Source organism: Rhodoferax sp. WC2427, assembly GCF_040822085.1.
In the GTDB taxonomy this organism is placed as follows: Bacteria; Pseudomonadota; Gammaproteobacteria; order Burkholderiales; family Burkholderiaceae_C; genus Rhodoferax_B.
The window spans coordinates 1,193,494-1,210,789 of sequence record NZ_CP162006.1 but is presented as its reverse complement, the minus strand read 5'-3'; the positions used below and the strand labels follow the sequence as shown (position 1 = coordinate 1,210,789).

The 17,296-nt window shown below is 58.6% G+C and carries 15 protein-coding genes; 1 reads left to right on the top strand and 14 read right to left on the bottom strand.

The annotated features are described in order from the left end of the window. Nucleotides 1-73: 73 nt before the first annotated feature. Complete coding sequence (locus AB3G31_RS05810; protein ID WP_367849249.1) at nt 74-1,069, top strand: Bug family tripartite tricarboxylate transporter substrate binding protein; 996 nt, start codon at nt 74-76, stop codon at nt 1,067-1,069. Nucleotides 1,070-1,253: 184 nt separating this feature from the next. Here the strand turns inward: AB3G31_RS05810 and AB3G31_RS05805 are convergent, their stop codons facing one another. The 14 genes from AB3G31_RS05805 to AB3G31_RS05740 form a co-directional block, all read right to left on the bottom strand. Beyond that, a complete protein-coding gene (locus tag AB3G31_RS05805; protein WP_367849248.1) occupies nt 1,254-2,672 on the bottom strand; it encodes an ATP-binding protein in 1,419 nt (472 codons plus the stop codon). Between the two features lie 289 nt (nt 2,673-2,961). Beyond that, nucleotides 2,962-3,501: a response regulator gene (locus tag AB3G31_RS05800; RefSeq protein ID WP_367849247.1), complete on the bottom strand. Its 540-nt coding sequence runs from the start codon at nt 3,499-3,501 to the stop codon at nt 2,962-2,964. Then, nucleotides 3,501-4,850: an HD domain-containing phosphohydrolase gene (locus tag AB3G31_RS05795; RefSeq protein ID WP_367849246.1), complete on the bottom strand. Its 1,350-nt coding sequence runs from the start codon at nt 4,848-4,850 to the stop codon at nt 3,501-3,503. The genes AB3G31_RS05800 and AB3G31_RS05795 overlap by 1 nt, the downstream gene beginning before the upstream one ends. Then, on the bottom strand, nt 4,847-5,800 hold the full coding sequence (locus tag AB3G31_RS05790; protein ID WP_367849245.1) for an ATP-binding protein: 954 nt from the start codon (nt 5,798-5,800) through the stop codon (nt 4,847-4,849). Before AB3G31_RS05790 ends, AB3G31_RS05795 begins: the two co-directional genes overlap by 4 nt. 9 nt (nt 5,801-5,809) lie before the next feature. Beyond that, nucleotides 5,810-6,652, bottom strand: a complete 843-nt coding sequence (locus tag AB3G31_RS05785) for an HDOD domain-containing protein (RefSeq protein ID WP_367849244.1) — start codon at nt 6,650-6,652, stop codon at nt 5,810-5,812. After that, nucleotides 6,649-6,978: a hypothetical protein gene (locus AB3G31_RS05780; protein WP_367849243.1), complete on the bottom strand. Its 330-nt coding sequence runs from the start codon at nt 6,976-6,978 to the stop codon at nt 6,649-6,651. The genes AB3G31_RS05785 and AB3G31_RS05780 overlap by 4 nt, the downstream gene beginning before the upstream one ends. Before the next feature lie 15 nt (nt 6,979-6,993). Next, on the bottom strand, nt 6,994-9,927 hold the full coding sequence (locus tag AB3G31_RS05775) for an EAL domain-containing protein (protein WP_367849242.1): 2,934 nt from the start codon (nt 9,925-9,927) through the stop codon (nt 6,994-6,996). A gap of 345 nt (nt 9,928-10,272) precedes the next feature. Next, a complete protein-coding gene (locus AB3G31_RS05770; RefSeq protein WP_367849241.1) occupies nt 10,273-11,961 on the bottom strand; it encodes an ATP-binding protein in 1,689 nt (562 codons plus the stop codon). 274 nt (nt 11,962-12,235) lie between these two features. After that, the gene (locus AB3G31_RS05765) at nt 12,236-12,556 is read right to left on the bottom strand and encodes a nucleotide pyrophosphohydrolase (RefSeq protein WP_367849240.1); all 321 of its coding nucleotides are present in this window, start codon (nt 12,554-12,556) and stop codon (nt 12,236-12,238) included. 26 nt (nt 12,557-12,582) lie between these two features. Further along, nucleotides 12,583-13,302: a hypothetical protein gene (locus AB3G31_RS05760; RefSeq protein ID WP_367849239.1), complete on the bottom strand. Its 720-nt coding sequence runs from the start codon at nt 13,300-13,302 to the stop codon at nt 12,583-12,585. Continuing rightward, on the bottom strand, nt 13,302-13,856 hold the full coding sequence (locus AB3G31_RS05755; protein WP_367849238.1) for a hypothetical protein: 555 nt from the start codon (nt 13,854-13,856) through the stop codon (nt 13,302-13,304). Before AB3G31_RS05755 ends, AB3G31_RS05760 begins: the two co-directional genes overlap by 1 nt. Nucleotides 13,857-13,960: 104 nt before the next feature. Beyond that, nucleotides 13,961-14,380 carry a PPC domain-containing DNA-binding protein gene (locus tag AB3G31_RS05750; RefSeq protein ID WP_367849237.1) on the bottom strand — a complete coding sequence of 140 codons (420 nt, stop codon included), beginning with the start codon at nt 14,378-14,380 and terminating at the stop codon, nt 13,961-13,963. 92 nt (nt 14,381-14,472) lie between these two features. Continuing rightward, nucleotides 14,473-16,044, bottom strand: a complete 1,572-nt coding sequence (locus AB3G31_RS05745) for an acyl CoA:acetate/3-ketoacid CoA transferase (RefSeq protein ID WP_367849236.1) — start codon at nt 16,042-16,044, stop codon at nt 14,473-14,475. 1 nt (nt 16,045) lies between these two features. Then, nucleotides 16,046-17,293, bottom strand: coding sequence for an acetyl-CoA C-acyltransferase (locus AB3G31_RS05740; protein WP_367849235.1), 1,248 nt, complete (start codon nt 17,291-17,293; stop codon nt 16,046-16,048). Nucleotides 17,294-17,296: the final 3 nt, after the last annotated feature.

Genomic DNA, 17,296 nt, shown 5'->3' with positions numbered 1-17,296 from the left:
GTGCCTGGCTGGGATTTTTTTTGCCCAGGCCGCACAGACGGCGCCCTTCCACATCCTTACGGAGACAAACAATATGACCACCGACACAGCTATTCAGAACACCATCTCCCGCCGCACCGCCGTCAGCCTGCTGGCGTTAGGGGCCTGCGGCAGCGCCCGCCAGGCATGGGCCCAGGCCGCCGACTACCCGCACCGCCCGGTGGAGCTGGTGGTGGCCTACGGCGCAGGCGGTGGCACCGATGTGCTGGCCCGCGCCTTCAGCGATTCGGCCCGCAAGCACATCAGCCAGCCGCTCACCGTGATCAACAAGCCCGGAGCCAGCGGCTCCATCGGCCTGACCGACGTGCTCAACGCCAAGCCCGACGGCTACAAGATCGCCATGCTCACGGTGGAGCTAACCACCCTGCCCCACGTGGGCGTGATCAAGTTCAGCCACGACGACTTCGCCCCCATCGTGCTGCTGAACGCCGACCCGGCCGCCATCACCGTCAAAGCCGATGCGCCGTGGAACACCATCGAAGAATTCCTGGCCGCCGCCAAGAAGGCCCCGGGCGAAGTGCGCGTGGGCAACTCCGGGGCGGCGTCCATCTGGCACCTGGCCGCTGCCGCGCTGGGCGACAAAACCGGCACCAGCTTCAACCACATCCCCTACCCCGGCGCAGGCCCGGCGGTGCTGGCCCTGCTGGGCGGGCACATCGAAGCCGTATCGGTGAGTGCCGCCGAAGTCACGGCGCACGTGAACTCGGGCAAGCTGAAGATCCTGGCCACCATGGCGGACAAGCGGGTCAAGGGCTTCGAGTCGGCCCCCACGCTGAAAGAGCGCGGCATTGATCTGTCCATCAGCTCCTGGCGCGGCCTGGGTGCGCCAAAGAACACCCCGCCCGAGATTCTGGCCGTCCTGAAAAATACCGCGATCAAAACCGTCGCCGAGCCAGCCTTCCGCGAGATCATGGACAAGCAGAACATGGGTTTTGTGTTCGGCGACGAAGCCGCCTTCAAGGCCGTGATGGTGCGCGACAGCACCTACTACAAAAACCTGATCACCCGGCTGAACATCAAACTGGTCTGAACCTATATGCCTTTTAGGCCGCCAGCGCTTATGGAATGGGCGTAAGCAGCTACTGATTTGGTAGTGGCGGGTATTTTTGCCCGTTCACAACCACCTTCAGGCGGGCGGCCTCCGGCAGGTCGGTGGAACCCCCCTGTCAATTTTGGACCATCCCACACCAGCTTAAACGCCCCCTCAGTCCAACTTACACGGAGGCCAAAGGTTCGCCAATAGGCACCACATGCTGCATCGGCAAGACGATACGGAACGTGGTACCCGTACCGACGGTACTGGCTACCTCAATCCGGCCTCCATGCTTTTGCACGATCCCATACGAAAGCGAAAGCCCCAGTCCGGTACCTTTTCCCACAGGCTTGGTCGTGAAAAAGGGTTCAAAGATATGCTTGAGCGTATCAGGGGGGATGCCCGTCCCCGTGTCCGACACTTCTATCCAGACGAACTGGTCCTGATGGCCAGTCCGGATCGTGATCCGACCGCGTTCCTCACCCATCGCATGGGCTGCATTCACCACCAAATTCATCACCACCTGGTTAATCTGGGAAGCTAGGCACTCCACCTGCGGGATGGAACCATACTCCTTGACCAGTTCGGCCCGGTACTTTATTTCGCTGGCAACCACATTCAGGGTGGAGTCGATGCCCTTATGCAGATCTGCCCACTCCCACTCGTGGGCAGAGTCCACACGCGAAAAATCTTTCAAATCTTGGACAATCTGCCGGACTCGGACAATGCCTTGCTTCGATTCGCGCATCAGCACCGGGATGTCCTCCTTCAGATAGTCTAATTCCAGCGCCTTCTTCAGGTCGCGTAACCGCGCAGCAACCACCGGTTCCTGGCTCTCGGCGAGTTCATAGGCCTGGAGCATTTGAAAAAGCTGTTCCAGATACCCCTCAAGCGTGCCGAAGTTCGAGAATATGTAGCCAATTGGATTATTGATCTCGTGGGCCACGCCTGCGGCGAGCTGGCCAATCGAGGCCAGCTTTTCCGATTGCACCAGTTGAACTTCCAGGTGCTTGCGCTCCATAATTTCAACCTGCAACGCAGCGTTCGCGCTGCTCAACTCCCGCGTCCGCTCTTGGACCGCCTCCTCCAGCGACCTGAGTTGCACTGCCGCATCGAATGCCATTTGCCACTTTGTCGTCAGAGTCGCCGCAAGCTGCAGAACCTCGATGGCATCGAAAGGTTTTTTGAGAATCAATAGCCGATCACGCACGTCCAGCCGCGCCAGAACCTCGCCCCAGGATGCGTCGGAATAAGCGGTGCACACCACCACCTGAAGCCGCGGATCTGCCTTCCACAGATGCTCGATTGTCTGTACGCCGTCCCAGCCCGGCGGCATGCGCATGTCAACAAAGGCTACCGCATAGGGTCGTCCCGCGTCCAATGCGGCTTGCAATAGGGCCACCCCCTCTTGGCCCTGATAGGCAGATTCAAGCTGAAAAGGTGCGATGGCAGCTTCCACTGCATCATCGAACAATGCCGCTTCCATGGCATCCAGACTCGAGGTGTCTTTCGACGGAGGCGCTAAGATTTTCCGAAAATCCTCGTGGATTGCCGGCATATCATCAATAAGCAAGATCTGTCGATTTGGCAGGTTGGACATCGCTGGATCCTCATTCGGCATCACAAGACGGATTCGCCGGTTTACGGTTGCGCAGTTCCGGCGCTTGCCCAATTGGTGAAAATGGAAGGCCTCCCGAACATGCTCTGCCGCCAATCGGTGGGCAGTTCCGATCGAACTTTTCCCGTCGTAGGTCGTTATCGGCACACTCTACAAAAAGGACATTCCATGCGCGGTTCACCGGATGCCTGCCTTATTCCAAAGATGGGAACGGACCGGCAGTTGCGGATACCCATCGAATAGCGGGTAGATGGCTTTTGGTTGGCAAGGATCAATCCGGAGTCTTCGGGCCCAGTACCTCACCATCGGGCCCCCACTCCACATGGGTTAACCCAGGCTCAAGCGCTTCGAGCCTGCGCAACTCCACCTCGGACGCACTCATCGCGCCAAACTGCTGCCGCCCTATATCTGCCAGATCGCGTTCATGCTGTGTCTGTGCGGAGCGCTCTAGGGCTTGCCGGACGTGATCCACGAACTCGCGATCGCTCCACGGTTTGGCCAGGTAGCGAAATACTTCGACATCATTCACCGCGCGCATGACGGTTTCAAAATCGGAGGATGCGCTCAAAATCATTCTGACGGCATAGGGTTGGATAGAGCGCACCAAACTGAGAAACTCGGTACCGGTCATCAAAGGCATCCGGTAGTCTGAGACCACCACGTCAAAAGCGACTTCTTTCAGTCTGAGCAAAGCCCGTTCAGGATCGGTGGTTTCCTCGACGCGCAGCGAATCTCCGAATCCTGCACGCAGTACCCGCTTGATGGCAGAAAGTACATGGTGCTCGTCATCCAACAGCAAAATCCTTTGCATCACGGCCTCCGTGTCGGTTTAATAGGAAGTTGCAGGGTTGTGCCAATTTGCACCTCACGTGCGCACAGGCGTCGGATCAGTTCACTCGTCAATACATGGTCAGCAGCCAGGAGGACGGCGCCTTCACGCGACACCAAATCCCGGGCCAGCACCATCCCGGGTCGCAGATCGACCGACGCGGTCATGATCGGAGGTGGCTCTGCAACCGGTGTCGCCTCTAACAGCATTTGAAGAAAGACGTCGACCACTTCCGGGTGGAATTGTGTACCGCGCCCACGGGAAATCATCGCCTGGGCGTCCGTAGGGCTCAACGGGGTCGAGCTGAGGTGACCGATCTGCAAGTCGTCAAAGGTATCTGCAACCGCCAGAATACGTGCCCCCAGCGGAATCGCCTCCCCCGCCAGTCCATCCGGATAGCCCTGGCCGTCATGGCGTTCGTGGTGGTGGCGAATCAACCCGGCGACGACATGCATATCGTCAAGCGCCATCAATGCCTGCTCGCCCAATGCCGTATGGCGTCGATACAAAACCAATTCCTCCTCGGACAACCGCGGCACGGGCTTGGACAAGATTCCGTCGGACAGACCAATCTGGCCAATATCATGCATGAGGCTGGCGATGAAAGTATCCTGCTGCTCGTTGTCCGCCATGCCCATGGCGCCCGCTGTGCGGCGCGCCAGATCCGCGACTCGGCGTGAATGGCCGGACAACTGACGGCCTCGCCATTCCATCAGATTCGAAAAAACTTTGATCGACGTCAGGTAGTTCCGCTTGAGCTTCTGGCTGAGTTGCTGCAGTTCGCTGGTCCGTACCGCAACCTTCTCTTCCAAACTCACGTTCAATTCTGCCAAAGCAGTGTTGCTGGATTGGAGCAAAGCCTCGAGCCGCAATTTCTCACGCTCCAAACTCTTTCGCTCGAAGACCTGCCGGGCGGTTGTCAAAATCTCGGCATCATCCCAAGGTTTGGTAATGTAGCGGTAGACCTCTCCACTATTGATAGCGGCAATCGTCGATTTGATGTCCGCATATCCCGTAAGCAGTATCCGCGTAGTGTCCGGCCAGCGGCTCCGAATCTGCGCCAGTAACTGGGTTCCATCCATTCCCGGCATTCGCATGTCGGAAAAAATCAAATCTACCGGCATTTGTTCCAGAAGGGTTAGCGCCTCCGGACCGCTAGTCGCAGTAATGACCCGATAGCCGGTACCTCGAAACAGCCTCTTCAATGAAGCCACGATGTTGGGTTCGTCATCGACGCAAAGAATACTCCAAACAGGAGCAACATCCATAAGCTCCGCAAGCGGCGTCGTCGGAGTACTCGAAGGTACTTCAGTGGCAAGGGGCGCATTCACACCGGAACTCCTTCCTGCGGATGGCGCACGGGGAGCGTCACCCGAAAACGCGTGCCAACGCCGATCTCACTGAAGACGTCGATCTGTCCAAGATGCTTCTTGACAATGCCGTATGACAGGGAGAGTCCGAGACCCGTGCCTTTCCCAACTGGTTTCGTGGTGAAGAAGGGATCGAAAATGCGGCCCACATTCTCCTTCTCAATCCCTCCGCCGTTATCTTCCACCTCCACCCAGACGGTGTCGCCCGCAGCGCCGGTACGAATGACGATCGTGCCTCTGTCCACCTGGATGGCGTGGGCGGCATTCACAAGCAAGTTCATGAAAACCTGGTTGAGCTCCGACGGCAGGCATTCAATATCTGGCAGTTCGCCATACATCTTGACCACCTCGGCTTTGTACTTGATCTCGTTGTTGACAATATTAAGGGTCGAATCTATCCCATGGTGCAAATCTGCCAGGACCCATTCCTGACTTGTATCGACGCGTGAGAAGTCTTTCAGGTTCTGCACAATATTCCTCACCCGGGTGATGCCATCTTTGGATTCGCGCATCAACGTAGGAATGTCCTCCTTCAAAAAGTCCAGTTCGACCTTTTCCCGCAGCGCCTTGAGTTGAATCGCCATCGGGGTCCCGGCGATCGCCGTTTCCGCCTCTTCGTATGCAGTGAGCATCTGAAACAGATCGTCCAGGTATCGCTCCAAGGTTCCAAAATTGGAGAAAATAAAGCCGATGGGATTATTGATCTCGTGGGCGACCCCCGCCGCCAACTGGCCGATGGAGGCGAGCTTTTCCGACTGCATCAATTTATCCTGTGCGTCGGAAAGACGGGCGTTCAACTGCTTGAGCTCTTCGTTCGCACGAACAAGCTCTCGGACACGATCGTCGTTCACTTGATCCGTCGAGGATTCCATTCCAGCGCTGGTATCAGAGTGGGTCAATGACTGTTTCATAGGCGCCTTTTAGCTCAATAGGGTCTGACACACCAACCCATGCTGTTCCTCTACGCTTTTGAAAATTCGAAAGCAAGTCTCATCGCTCAAGCCGGTTCGAGCCCAAGAAGCCACGGACAGCGGTGGTACCGCCTCCTCCCCGGGCTGTGAAAGTTCCAGCGCATGCGCCATATTGTCCGCCACGTGAACGACATCGACCAAGCCCAGAACTGAGGCAACCGGGGGCGCGTGGTGGTCGGCGATCGCGGAAACCATGACAGGCGCAAAACGCCAACGCTCAGCCACCAAACTGCCGACGGCCGTATGGTCCGTCCCGAAGGCGGAAAGTTCAGCGTCAATCAACAGACAATCGTGCTGGCGTCGATAATCCAGTGCCAGCGCATAACGCTCGGGATAGCCACTGACCATGACCAAGCGCCCTATGTCATGGAGCAGCCCCAATGTGAACGCGGCATCCTCGTCAAGCTGCACCGATTTGGCTATGCCCCGTGCGCACAGGGCCGTGCCGATCGAATGGCGCCAGAACGCATCAAAATCGAAACCCCGGCATCCGGTTCGCGAGAAACCACCGACGAGTCCAGCGGCTGTGGCAATGCTGCGCAGCGTGCGCAATCCCAGTATGGTGGTCGCCTCCATGATCGACGTCACCTGCCGAGACAAGCCGTAAAACGACGAATTCGCCAACCGCAAAGTTTTGGCGGCCAGCGCTTGGTCATGCGAGATTTTGAGCGCCAGCTGTTCGACATTGCTGCCCTCGTCCGCCATGGACTGAAGCAATTCCAGTACAACCGCAGGCAGCACCGGAAGGTCATTTGCTCCGAGCAATATTTCCTGGGCAGACAGTACCGTCATGGCGATTCACTTTGGCGGTAGTTCAAAACAATATGAAACAGCGGATTGACCTGCCCTTCGGCCTGCGAATGCCGGAACAAAACGCGCATATGTTTTGCCAGCCTATCCATTCGAACGCCAAGATCTTCTGCGGGTGCGCTGGTTGGGTCGGCTTCAGATACAACAACGGCGATCATTTCCACCCCCCGGCGACGCAACCCTCGCAGCGTAGCGCTGCTCAACGGTGAGCCGGCGGGTAGCAGCAGATTCCCGTCGTCATCCATCAGCGATAAGGCCAGCATGGCGTCCTCCGGCACCGCATCGATCGCAACATAGGCTGTGGGCATATTCTGACTACGTGGTTAAGGCTGGCTGCCGGGTGTCAGTACCAGAAGCTTCCCGCGCGAGCGCGGATCGCCACCGACAACCTTGGATACTGCGCGACACATCCGCCCAGATATGACAATGTCATGGTACCTGCCGTCCGCCTCATGCCATACAAGCAGCAGGTCGGCGGGCAATATGTCGCGGGCGTATTGACCCAGCAAGGGTCCGGTATGCCTAAACACCTCCTCGGCGTCGGCATTGGCGAATGCCAGCATTCCATCCAGATCGATTCCGATGACCGCGGCAGGAATGTTGTCCAATACCTCGCGCGCCATGCTCAAGCTGTTTTCTTCTCTGCTGATCTGCTCCCGTTGACTCGAAAGGAGCTTCTCCAGCCGTTCGTTTACCGCGCTGAGCTCATGGTTGGCAACAATAACGGCGCTGCCCAGACGACGGTTCTCATCGAGCATTTCTTTTTGTGTAAAGGCCTCGGCGATGTGGTCCCGTAGATGCGCATCATCCCAGGGCTTGGTCAAAAATTTATAGATAGCTCCTTCATTGATGGCATCCGTGATCGACTGCAATTCTGTATACCCAGACAACACGATGCGCACCGTATCGGGATAAAGTTCTTTGGCGCGGCGTAGAAACTCAACGCCCGTCATACCCGGCATACGTTGGTCGGAGACGATGACGTCCACCGCGTTTTCTGCCAGCCGTTGTAGCCCCTGGACACCGCTATTGGCGGTCACCACGTTGTAGCCATCCCGGCGCAGCAGACGTTTCAATGCAGACACGATACTGTCCTCGTCATCCACCAGCAGCAGCGTTCGTTGTCGCACCCGACGGAGCAGCAAATGTTCGGGGAGCTGTCGCCCTTCCCGCATCAATGCTTCTACGGCCTCAGCCGCAATCGGCCGACTAAAGTAGTGTCCTTGCATCTGATCGCAGTGATTGGCAATCAGCAAGGCCAACTGGCCTTCGGTTTCCACTCCGACCGCCAAGACTTTCATCTGAAGACTGTGCGCCATGGTGATGATGGCCCGCGTAATAGACACATCCTGCGGTGCCGCAGTCACGTCGTGCACAAAAGAGCGGTCAACCTTGACGACGTCGATGGGTAAGGTACGTAGATAGCTCAGGCTGGAATGACCCGTTCCAAAATCGTTTAACGAAATTTCAATGCCCAGTGCTTTCAGTTCCGCAAGAACCCGTCCCACATGGGCACTCTCAGCCATCAGCACGCTTTCGGTGATCTCGAAGCCCAAGAGTTTGGGATCCAGACCGGTCTCCACAAGAATCGCATGTACGCGCCGAGCTACCTCCGGTTGTTGCAATTGACGGGCCGATAGGTTCACCCCCATGCGCAGCGACCCGACGCCGGCGCGCTGCCACGCCAGTGCCTGAAGACAGGCGGTGCGCAACACCCACTCACCAATGGGTACGATCAGACCGGTTTCCTCTGCTACCCGCAGAAACTCGGTTCTTGCATCTTCTGTAGGTACGCCAGCGGCGCTCCATTGCAGCAACGCCTCAACGCCGATAATATTGCCAGCCAGCAAATCCACCTTGGGCTGGTAATACAGCACGAATTCATTGCGTTCAAGTGCCCGGCGGAGCGCTGACTCCATTGCCAGTTGCGCAATTGCTTTGGAATGCATGTCGACACTGAACACGCAGGTATGGTTGGCGCCCAATTCATGCGCTCTATACATCGCGGCCTGGGCTTGGTGCAGCAGCTTTTCGGGTCCATCGCCGTGAAGCGGAAATAGTGCGATACCGATACCGCAAGTGACTTTTATCTCGCTGTCACCAACCACAAACGGTGGCATCAGAGCTTCCACCACGGTGGTGGCAAACGCCCGTGCAAGTCCCTCATCCGCGTCCACGTCACGCACGAGCAGCAGGGCGAATTCCCCGCCTCCGAAATGCGCCAGCTGGTCATCCCGTTCAGTCTTCCCCAGCAGCCGGGCCGCGACAGCCTGCAGCAGTAGATCACTGGCGGCGTATCCCAAAGATTCGCTCACCAACTTCAGCCGGTCAATTTCGATACCCAACACGGCAATCTTCCGGTCCTGGCGGCGGGCATCTTGGACCAATGTATCTAGTCGCTGAGTCAGCGCGGTCCGATTCGGAAGCCCAGTGATCTCGTCAGAGTTGGTCAGCGTATCCAGCCGCTGTTCAGCGGCATGCTGTACGGTGATGTCTTGCAGTATTGTGATGGCCCGCTTTACGTTTCCATGCTCATCGGCTTCGGCAAGTTCGCGATGCAATACCGTACGCAGGCTACCGTCCACGTGAACGATGCGGTGCTGGAACTCGCACACCTCACCAGGGGATACCCCCTCACTGATGACTTGGACGTAAGGACGGTCGGCACTTGGGACTCGCGACAGCAGCCAATCGCGGGTTACCTCCGCCTCCGATACCGGTTCTCCAAAAATGTTGCACATCCCGGCGGAGAGAGTCATTCCGCCAGTCGCGACATCAAGTTCCGCGGAACCGATACGGGCCAGCTCCTCCGCATAAGTCAGCAGCTGGGTTCTTTGCTGCGCAATCTGGGTGGCACGCTTGATCGCACTTACGTCATGTATCGTTACCAGGTCCGCCACTTCGCCAGACAGCTGGATACGCACCCCCCATACCTGGGCAGAGAATCGCGAACCATCTTTACGAATGCAATCAATCTCATACGCATGCCCCGCGACTCCAGCCACCCTGGCGCGGGTCTGCGCCCGCACCGTATCCCTGAACTCTGGAGCAGTCAACAGAATAGGATCCATGCTAGCGAGCATGTCCTCTCGGCGATAGCCGAAAAGCTCAACCAGTTTAGGATTGACGAAAAGAAATCGACCTTCTCGTACAACGAACAAAGCAGCTTGTACTTGCTCTACAAGGGCACGATATGCAGCCAGAGATAGCTCGGCTGATTCCGGGGCAATTGTCGGTACAGATAGTGGCTCGGACATGGCTAGCCTTTTGACAGGCAGACACAGCCACAAGGGGAGTATCTGCCACTCACATGGCGCGCAAAAGTTGCGTGCGATAGGGGACTTACACCGTGCTGCCGTCGCATACGGCATGAAGCCATCGGTGGCATCGAAAATTTCTGCATTGTCTCCCATACTCCGACGCGCTTACATATCAGGATCCGTCGGGCTATTGCAAATCAATATGCAGTTTAGGCACTGCCGTTCAGCATGTCATGTTTTTGGGACGAAGACGTTGAAGGCTCGCACATATCTCGCTAAATCCGATGCTTTTTGCCCATTCCACCCACCATTTTGGGGACGTATTTCTGTTGGGAGGCCTGATCAAGGTTTTGGGTTAGCCACTTCTGTCTCACCATCGCCTTTCGGCACGGCCGAATTTGCTATTTCCAGGCCGCTGCCAAGAGGGACTTCTAGCGTAAAACGAGCGCCCTGGCCCCATCCCGTGCTGTGGCCGGTAAGACATCCGCCCATTTCTTGAGCCGCAAGCACGCAGCTATGTAAGCCGAAACCATGGCCATCTCGCCTCGTCGTGAAGCCGTGGGAAAAAATACGTGTCAGGTTTTCCGGCAATATGCCTTCTCCGTTGTCGATGACAGCGACCCTCAGTGTTACTCCGTCGACAACGCAGGATTGGACTGTAATGGTTGCGTTTGACGTAGGCGCATGATCCATTGCCTGTTTGGCGTTGCCAATGAGATTTACCAGAATCTGCAGCATACGGTGTCTGTCTAGGCGCAGAACCGGTAGGGGTGCGAGTTCCTTCACAACGGTAACTTTATGGCGCGTCAACGCGTCCGCGTTCATACGCAATGCGTCTTCAATCAATTCATCCAGTTTTACAGTCTCGAGCATGCGCGGCGTACCGGCATACGACTGTTGAGTGGCCACCACTTCTTTAATGTGATCGACACTTTTTTCCAAGCGACCCAGTTCCTCCGCCATGGAGCAATGCTCCAACTCTAGGGCCGACGCAAGTTCCCGCAAATAGGCGGGTAGCAACTTCCCGCGGGGATCCTGAGTGAAAAAATCAGCGAGGTCGCTCGACCGCTCTTCCATCATTCGTGTGGCTTTCGTCAAACCCTTTACCCTTGAAGTCCGTAGTTGGCCTGCGATCAGGCCGGCAGAGATATTGACGCTATTCAGAACATTACCTACGTTGTGCAAAACGTTGGTTGCGATTTCCGCCATGCCGGCTATGCGGGCGGCTGCGAGAAGCTGGGCCTGCGAGCTTTCCAATGACTCGGCCATTTGATTCATGGCACGGGCAAGGACCGCAAATTCATGCTCACCACCATGGTCTACTCGGGTGCTAAAGTCTCCTTTCGCGACCCGATTGGAGAACGCGAGCAGTTGGGCAACCGATCCCGTAATACTCCGGGTAATAAGGCTTGCAATAATGCTCGCAAGCAACAGCGAAACCACACAGATAGCGGCCATTAACAATGTCGCTCGACGACTTCTAAGTTCAAACTCGGCCAGATCATCGCGGATATGGCGGTTTTGCTGTTCCACCAACAGATCAATTGCACCCAGCCATTTTTCCTGGATGGGTGCGACGTGTGTCGTGAATATCCTGAGCGCTTGACCCGCATTGAATCCGTCAACCATGATTTCCGCCTGCTTCACGAAGGGCTCGACGTCCAGGCGCCGCTGCCGCATTTCATCGATCAATGGCTGCTCTTCATGGCTGACACCAAGACCGAGTAGTTCTATCTCTTTATCGAGATAAAGTTTTTGTTGCACATAAATTTGTGCCATGTCGCGCTGCATCTCGTCGACATCACTTGTCAACCCTAGTTTGCGTGCGATCAATCCTTGTCGAAACAGTGACTGGCGCATTGCGGACGCCGCCTCTGACTTTTTGTTATTGCGATTGACAGTTTCATTGAGACCGTTGCGGGCGTCTCTAGAAACCCTCTCGGCAATTGCGGCTATACCCACCATAAGCACCAGCATCAGGCCAAAGCCGATGGCTAGGCGATAGCTGATTTTTATGTTGTTAAGAGCCATAGGAAGATCAAACCCCGCTAAAAGGCGAGTTCTTGCACGAACCCAGGCGTATCGACCATGGAAACCATATGCGACATCGTACCCCTGCTATCAATCGAATAGAGTCGATGCCAAGCCTTCTGTCCTTCCACCGGAGGAGGCAGCGCGCCATACCGAGAATCGAGGCGTAGGTGGCGAATACGCGCTCTTTGGCGACCATTCAATGGCCTGCCCCAGCTCCGGTAATTTACAGAGAGAAATAGGCCGCCAACGCTTATGAAATGGGCGTAAGCAGCTATTTATTTGGTAGTGGTGGATATTTTTGCCCGTTCACAACCATCTTCAGGCGGGCGGCCTCCAGCAGGTCGATATCCAGCTGGTCGCATAGCTGCAGCAGGTACAGCAGCACGTCAGCCGCCTCGGCGGCAACTTCGGCTGTTTGCGGCGCGGACAGCTTGCGGCTTTGGTCTTCGGTCAGCCACTGGAAGTGCTCCAGCAGCTCGGCCGCCTCCACACTCAGCGCGCTGGCCAGGTTTTTGGGCGAGTGAAACGGTGCCCAGTCGCGCGCCGCCGCGAAGTCCCGCAGGGCTTGGGTGAGGGAGGGGATGGTGGTCATGGTGGGGCTATAGATCATTGTTCGCACTAGGTCAGTTGCGCAAGCTCTCGCAACTTCTTGGCCAAGGGCCTGGCGCGCTGCTGGCTGAATGCGTCACCCGGCAAATGCCCTGCCAGCGTGGGTTCAAACTCGGTATTGGCAAACAGCGCCGTGAATTCCTCGGCCAAATACTGGCGCAATTCGACCGGCATCGCACGGCATTCGTCCAACAGTTCTGGCCGTCTGTCCACCACGGTGACGATGTCTTCCAGGTCGTGGCTACCCAGAAAATCGGGCTTGCCATTAGCATCTTTCCCACGGTCTTTAAACGCTTCCAGCTTGGTGGCAATGAATACCGGCGCGGTAATGAGCTTGATCTCCATGCCACTGGGCAAGCAGACTACCGATGCAGTGCGCAGCGCCAGCGGATACCAGCGGTTGGCAAAACCCAGAATATCCTTCACCGTAGGCATCAAATCCAAAGTGACGTTCTGGTAGACCCACCGGCAAATGGGTGCATCGGCCCGCATATCGTTGCTGAACCCCTGTGCCCGTACCCGCTTTTCGATGGCGTGGTAGTCCTGTGTCGTCAACGCCTGGGCAACGATATCCACGTCTTCGGTGATGCGTATGCGGTCGGGCCGCTCCTGTGTCAGCAGCAAGCCTGTGGCACAGCCCCCGACGAACACCACGCTGTCGCACACCGGGCCCAACGCCTGCGCCACCAGTTCCAAAATCGCCAGGTTGGGGTTGTGTATGGCAGCCATCACACCAGCCGTTCCTCTAAAAGCTGGCGCGCCATTTCCCGCTCGCGGGCCTGGCCAATACGCAGCGCATCAAACAGGGCCAGCATGGTGTAGAGCGCGGGATCTTTGAGCGCAGCCAACGGAAGCTTGGGGTACAGCGGTAACAAGGCCATGCCACGCACGGGACCATCCGCGTGGGGCCACACGGGGGGCATGTCATCGGCAAACAACACTTTGGATTTGATCGGCTCCGCCCCATAGGCTGTGGGGAAGCCCATGACCAGCCCGCCGCGCACCGCCGGGAAGAAATACGGAGCCCCCAGCAGCACCATCGGTCGGAATGCGGCCATCACCAGAGTTGGCACCTCGTTCACCTCGGCCAGCAGCCGCGCAGCGCTGAGCCGCGCCACGCAGGCATGCGCCTCAAATTGCGACAACTGCAAAGCCTCCGCCAAGGCCACATAGGGCAAGCGCTGCCCCGCCAAGCTGACCAGCTTGAAAGCCATGACCAGGTCTTGCGGCTTGAGCGACCACTGCGCGTGGCTCAGGCGCGATTTAATTCCTGACGAACCCATAATTTCACTTTTATTCAATATGAATATTGAATATGCCACAAAAATTCGGGTAAAAATCAGAATTTATGCAATATGCATTTTGAATACAACATTCTAGAAACCGCTCAATCCAAGCCCGACCGGCCCCGCACCACCAGCTCGCCAAACCCCGTTTGCGCATCCAGCTCCCGCGCAAACGTCCACTCGGGCAACAGCGCCAGCAGCACCTCCGCCGTGGTCCGCACCATGCAGCCCGCTGCCACATGCCCACCCAGCACGGCACCGGTCGCGGTGGACAGCGCCATGTGCAGGTGCGAACTGCTGCGCGCTCCGTCAAACGCCACCGTGCCAGACAGGCTGAGGATTTCCAGGTCCCCCACCAGCCGCTGCGGCTGCTCTGCCCCGGCAAAGCGCAGCCCGGCAGTAGACAGGCTGCCGATGCCCGACAGCACAAAAGCCGCCTGGCAGTTGTGGCTGCGCACGGCGGCTTCCAGGGCCTGGCGCAGGTCTTGGCCGGGGGTGAGGCGCAGGGGGAGGGTTTGCATGGGATTTATAGGAAATAGGCTGCTTGTGCTTATGGGATAGTCGTGAGCAGCTATTATTTTAGAAGCAAATCACCAAAAACCAATCGGCTCCACTACCCCTGCACCGCCCTGGCCGCCATCGCCTTCGCCAGCCCCCCCCACTGCGCGCTGAACAGCCCCGCGTCCATGGTCTTCACATCCCGCATGATCGGCTTGAACCCCATGTGCGCCAGCACGTCGCGCTCCAGGTCCACACCCGGGGCGATCTCGGTCAGCTCCAGGCCGTCGGTGGTGAGCTGGAACACTGCGCGCTCGGTGACGAACAACACTTCTTGCTGGCGCAATGCTGCGTCATGGCCGTTGAAGGTGATTTGCTCGACCTTTTCGATGAACTTGCGGGATTTGCCCTCTTGAACGATGGTGAGCTGGCCGTCGGCCACTTGCACCTGCAGGCCACCGGCGGTGAAGGTGCCGCAGAACACCAGCTTCTTGGTGGAGCGGGTGATGTTGACGAAGCCACCGCAGCCGACCGGGCGGCCGTTGAACTTGCTCACGTTGACGTTGCCCCAGTAGTCGGCCTGGGCCAGGCCCAGGAAGCTGGCATCCAGGCCGCCACCGTCGTAGAAGTCGAATTGCAGCGACTGCTCGATGATGGCCTCGGCGTTGTAGGCCACGCCGAAGTCGCCCAGCTGCGCGGGGATGCCGCCGGTGATGCCGCTCTCGATGCTCAGCGTCAGCTGGTCGGACACACCCTCTTCGGCCGCCACCGACGGCACCCCGGCGGGGATGCCGATGCCCAGGTTGGTGATGGCACCGGGCTTGAGCTCCATGGCGGTGCGGCGGGCGATGACCTTGCGCTCGTCCAGCGCCATGGGCTCCAGCGAGCTGGTGGGCACGCGCACGTCGCCGCACAGGGCGGGGTTGAACTGGGTGGCGATGGTCTGCATGTGGTTTTCGGGCTGGCTGACCACCACGTAGTCCACCGAGACGCCGGGGATCTTCACCGCCTTGGGGTGCAGGCTGCCCGCTTGCACGATGCGCTCCACCTGGGCGATGACGATGCCGCCGCAGGCCTTGGCCGCGTGGGCGATGTTGATCTGCTCCAGCAGCACGCCCTCTTTGTCCAGCGTGATATTGCCGTTTTCATCGGCCAGGGTGCCGCGGATGATGGCTACGTCAATCTTGGGACAGGGGTAAAACAGCCATTCTTCGCCCGCAAATTCCACCAGCTTGACCAGGTCTTCGGTGGACTGGCTGTTGAGCTTGCCGCCTTCGATGCGCGGGTCCACAAAGGTGCCCAGGCCCACCTTGGTCAGCAGGCCGGGGCTGCGGCTGGCGATGTGGCGCGTGAGGTGCGACAGGCTGCCCTGCGGGAAGTTGTAGGCCTCGACCTCGCCCGCAAACACCATCTTCATCATCTCGGCCCCTGTCTGTCCGAAGTGACCCGCGATGGTGCGTTTGATCATGCCGGGGTGGGCAAAGTGGACCATGCCTGCGTCCTTGCTATTGCCGATGGCGCCGCACGCCCAGGTGGTCAGGTTGCGCGGGTGGCCGGTGGCCAGAAAGGTCTGCTCCACGCCCTTGAGCACCTCCTCAGGCAGGCTGGTCACGGCCAGGCCGCCCAGGAAGATGGTGGCGTTGTCTTGGATGAGTGCGCCAGCTTGGGCTGCAGTGATGATGTGCATGTCAGTCTTTCAGGTATTCGGGGTTTTCAATCAGTAAGGCCATGCCCTGGCCGCCGCCCACGCAGGCGCTGGAGATGCCGTAACGCAGCCCCCGGCAGCGCAGCTCGCGGGCCAGGGTGATGGTGAGGCGCACGCCGGTGGCGGCCAGGGGGTGGCCCAGCGCAATCGCGCCGCCATTCACATTCAGCTTGTCGCGGTCCAGGCCCAGCTCGCGTTCCACCGCAATGGTTTGTGCGCCCTGGGCCTCGTTGATCTCGAACAGGCCAATGTCGTCCAGCGTCAGGCCGCAGCGCTCCAGCAAGGCGCGGATGGCGGGCGCGGGGCCGATGCCCATCAGCTCGGGCGGTACACCGGCGGCGGCGGCACCGCGCAAACGGGCCAGCGGCTGCAGGCCGTGTTTGCGCACATACGTGTCGCTGGCTACCAGCGCGCCCACCGCGCCATCCACCAGGGCCGAACTGTTGCCCGCAGTTTGCACGCCGCCGGGGTAGACGCTGCGCAGGCCCGCTAAGGCTTCGATGGGAGAGGGGCGCGGATGGGTGTCACGGTCTAACTGGGCGACCTTGCGCGGCAGTTGGATGCCACGGGTGGCGTAGCCGGGCAGTTCAAACTTTTCGCTGGTGACGGGCACGATTTCACCCGCCAGAAAACCATCGGCCTGGGCTTTCAAGGCGCGCTCAAACGACAGGGCGGCATACGCATCCACATCGGCGCGGGTGATGCCGTATTTTTGGGCCAGGTTCTCCGCCGTCTCGATCATGGTGACCGGGCCTGCGGTGTCGGTCAGGGCTTCGATCAAGAAGTCTTTGAACTCCACCGGCGCGCCCAGCTTGAAGCCGCTGCGGTGGGTGTAGGCGGCAATCGGGTTGCGCGTCATCGATTCGGTGCCCACCACCAGCGCCAGGTTGGCATAGCCCAGGGTGATCTGGTCGGCGGCCTGGCGGAAAAGCTCGAAGCCGGTGCCGCAGATACGCTGCACCAGGATGGAAGGCACGGCGATGGGCACGCCCGCGTACAGGCCGATGTGGCGCGGCAGCACAAAGGCGTCGAAGTCGGCCTGCGCCATCGAGCCGGTAACGACCGAATCCACATCCGTCGCAGACACCCCACTGCGCGCAAACACGGCGCGGGCCACCTTGATGCCCATGTCGGTGGGCGACACACCGCCCAGGGGGCCGCAGTAGTCCACCAGCGGCGTGCGCACGCCGTCCACGATCCACGCGTCCAGTTTGGCTGAAAAGTGTTGCATGGC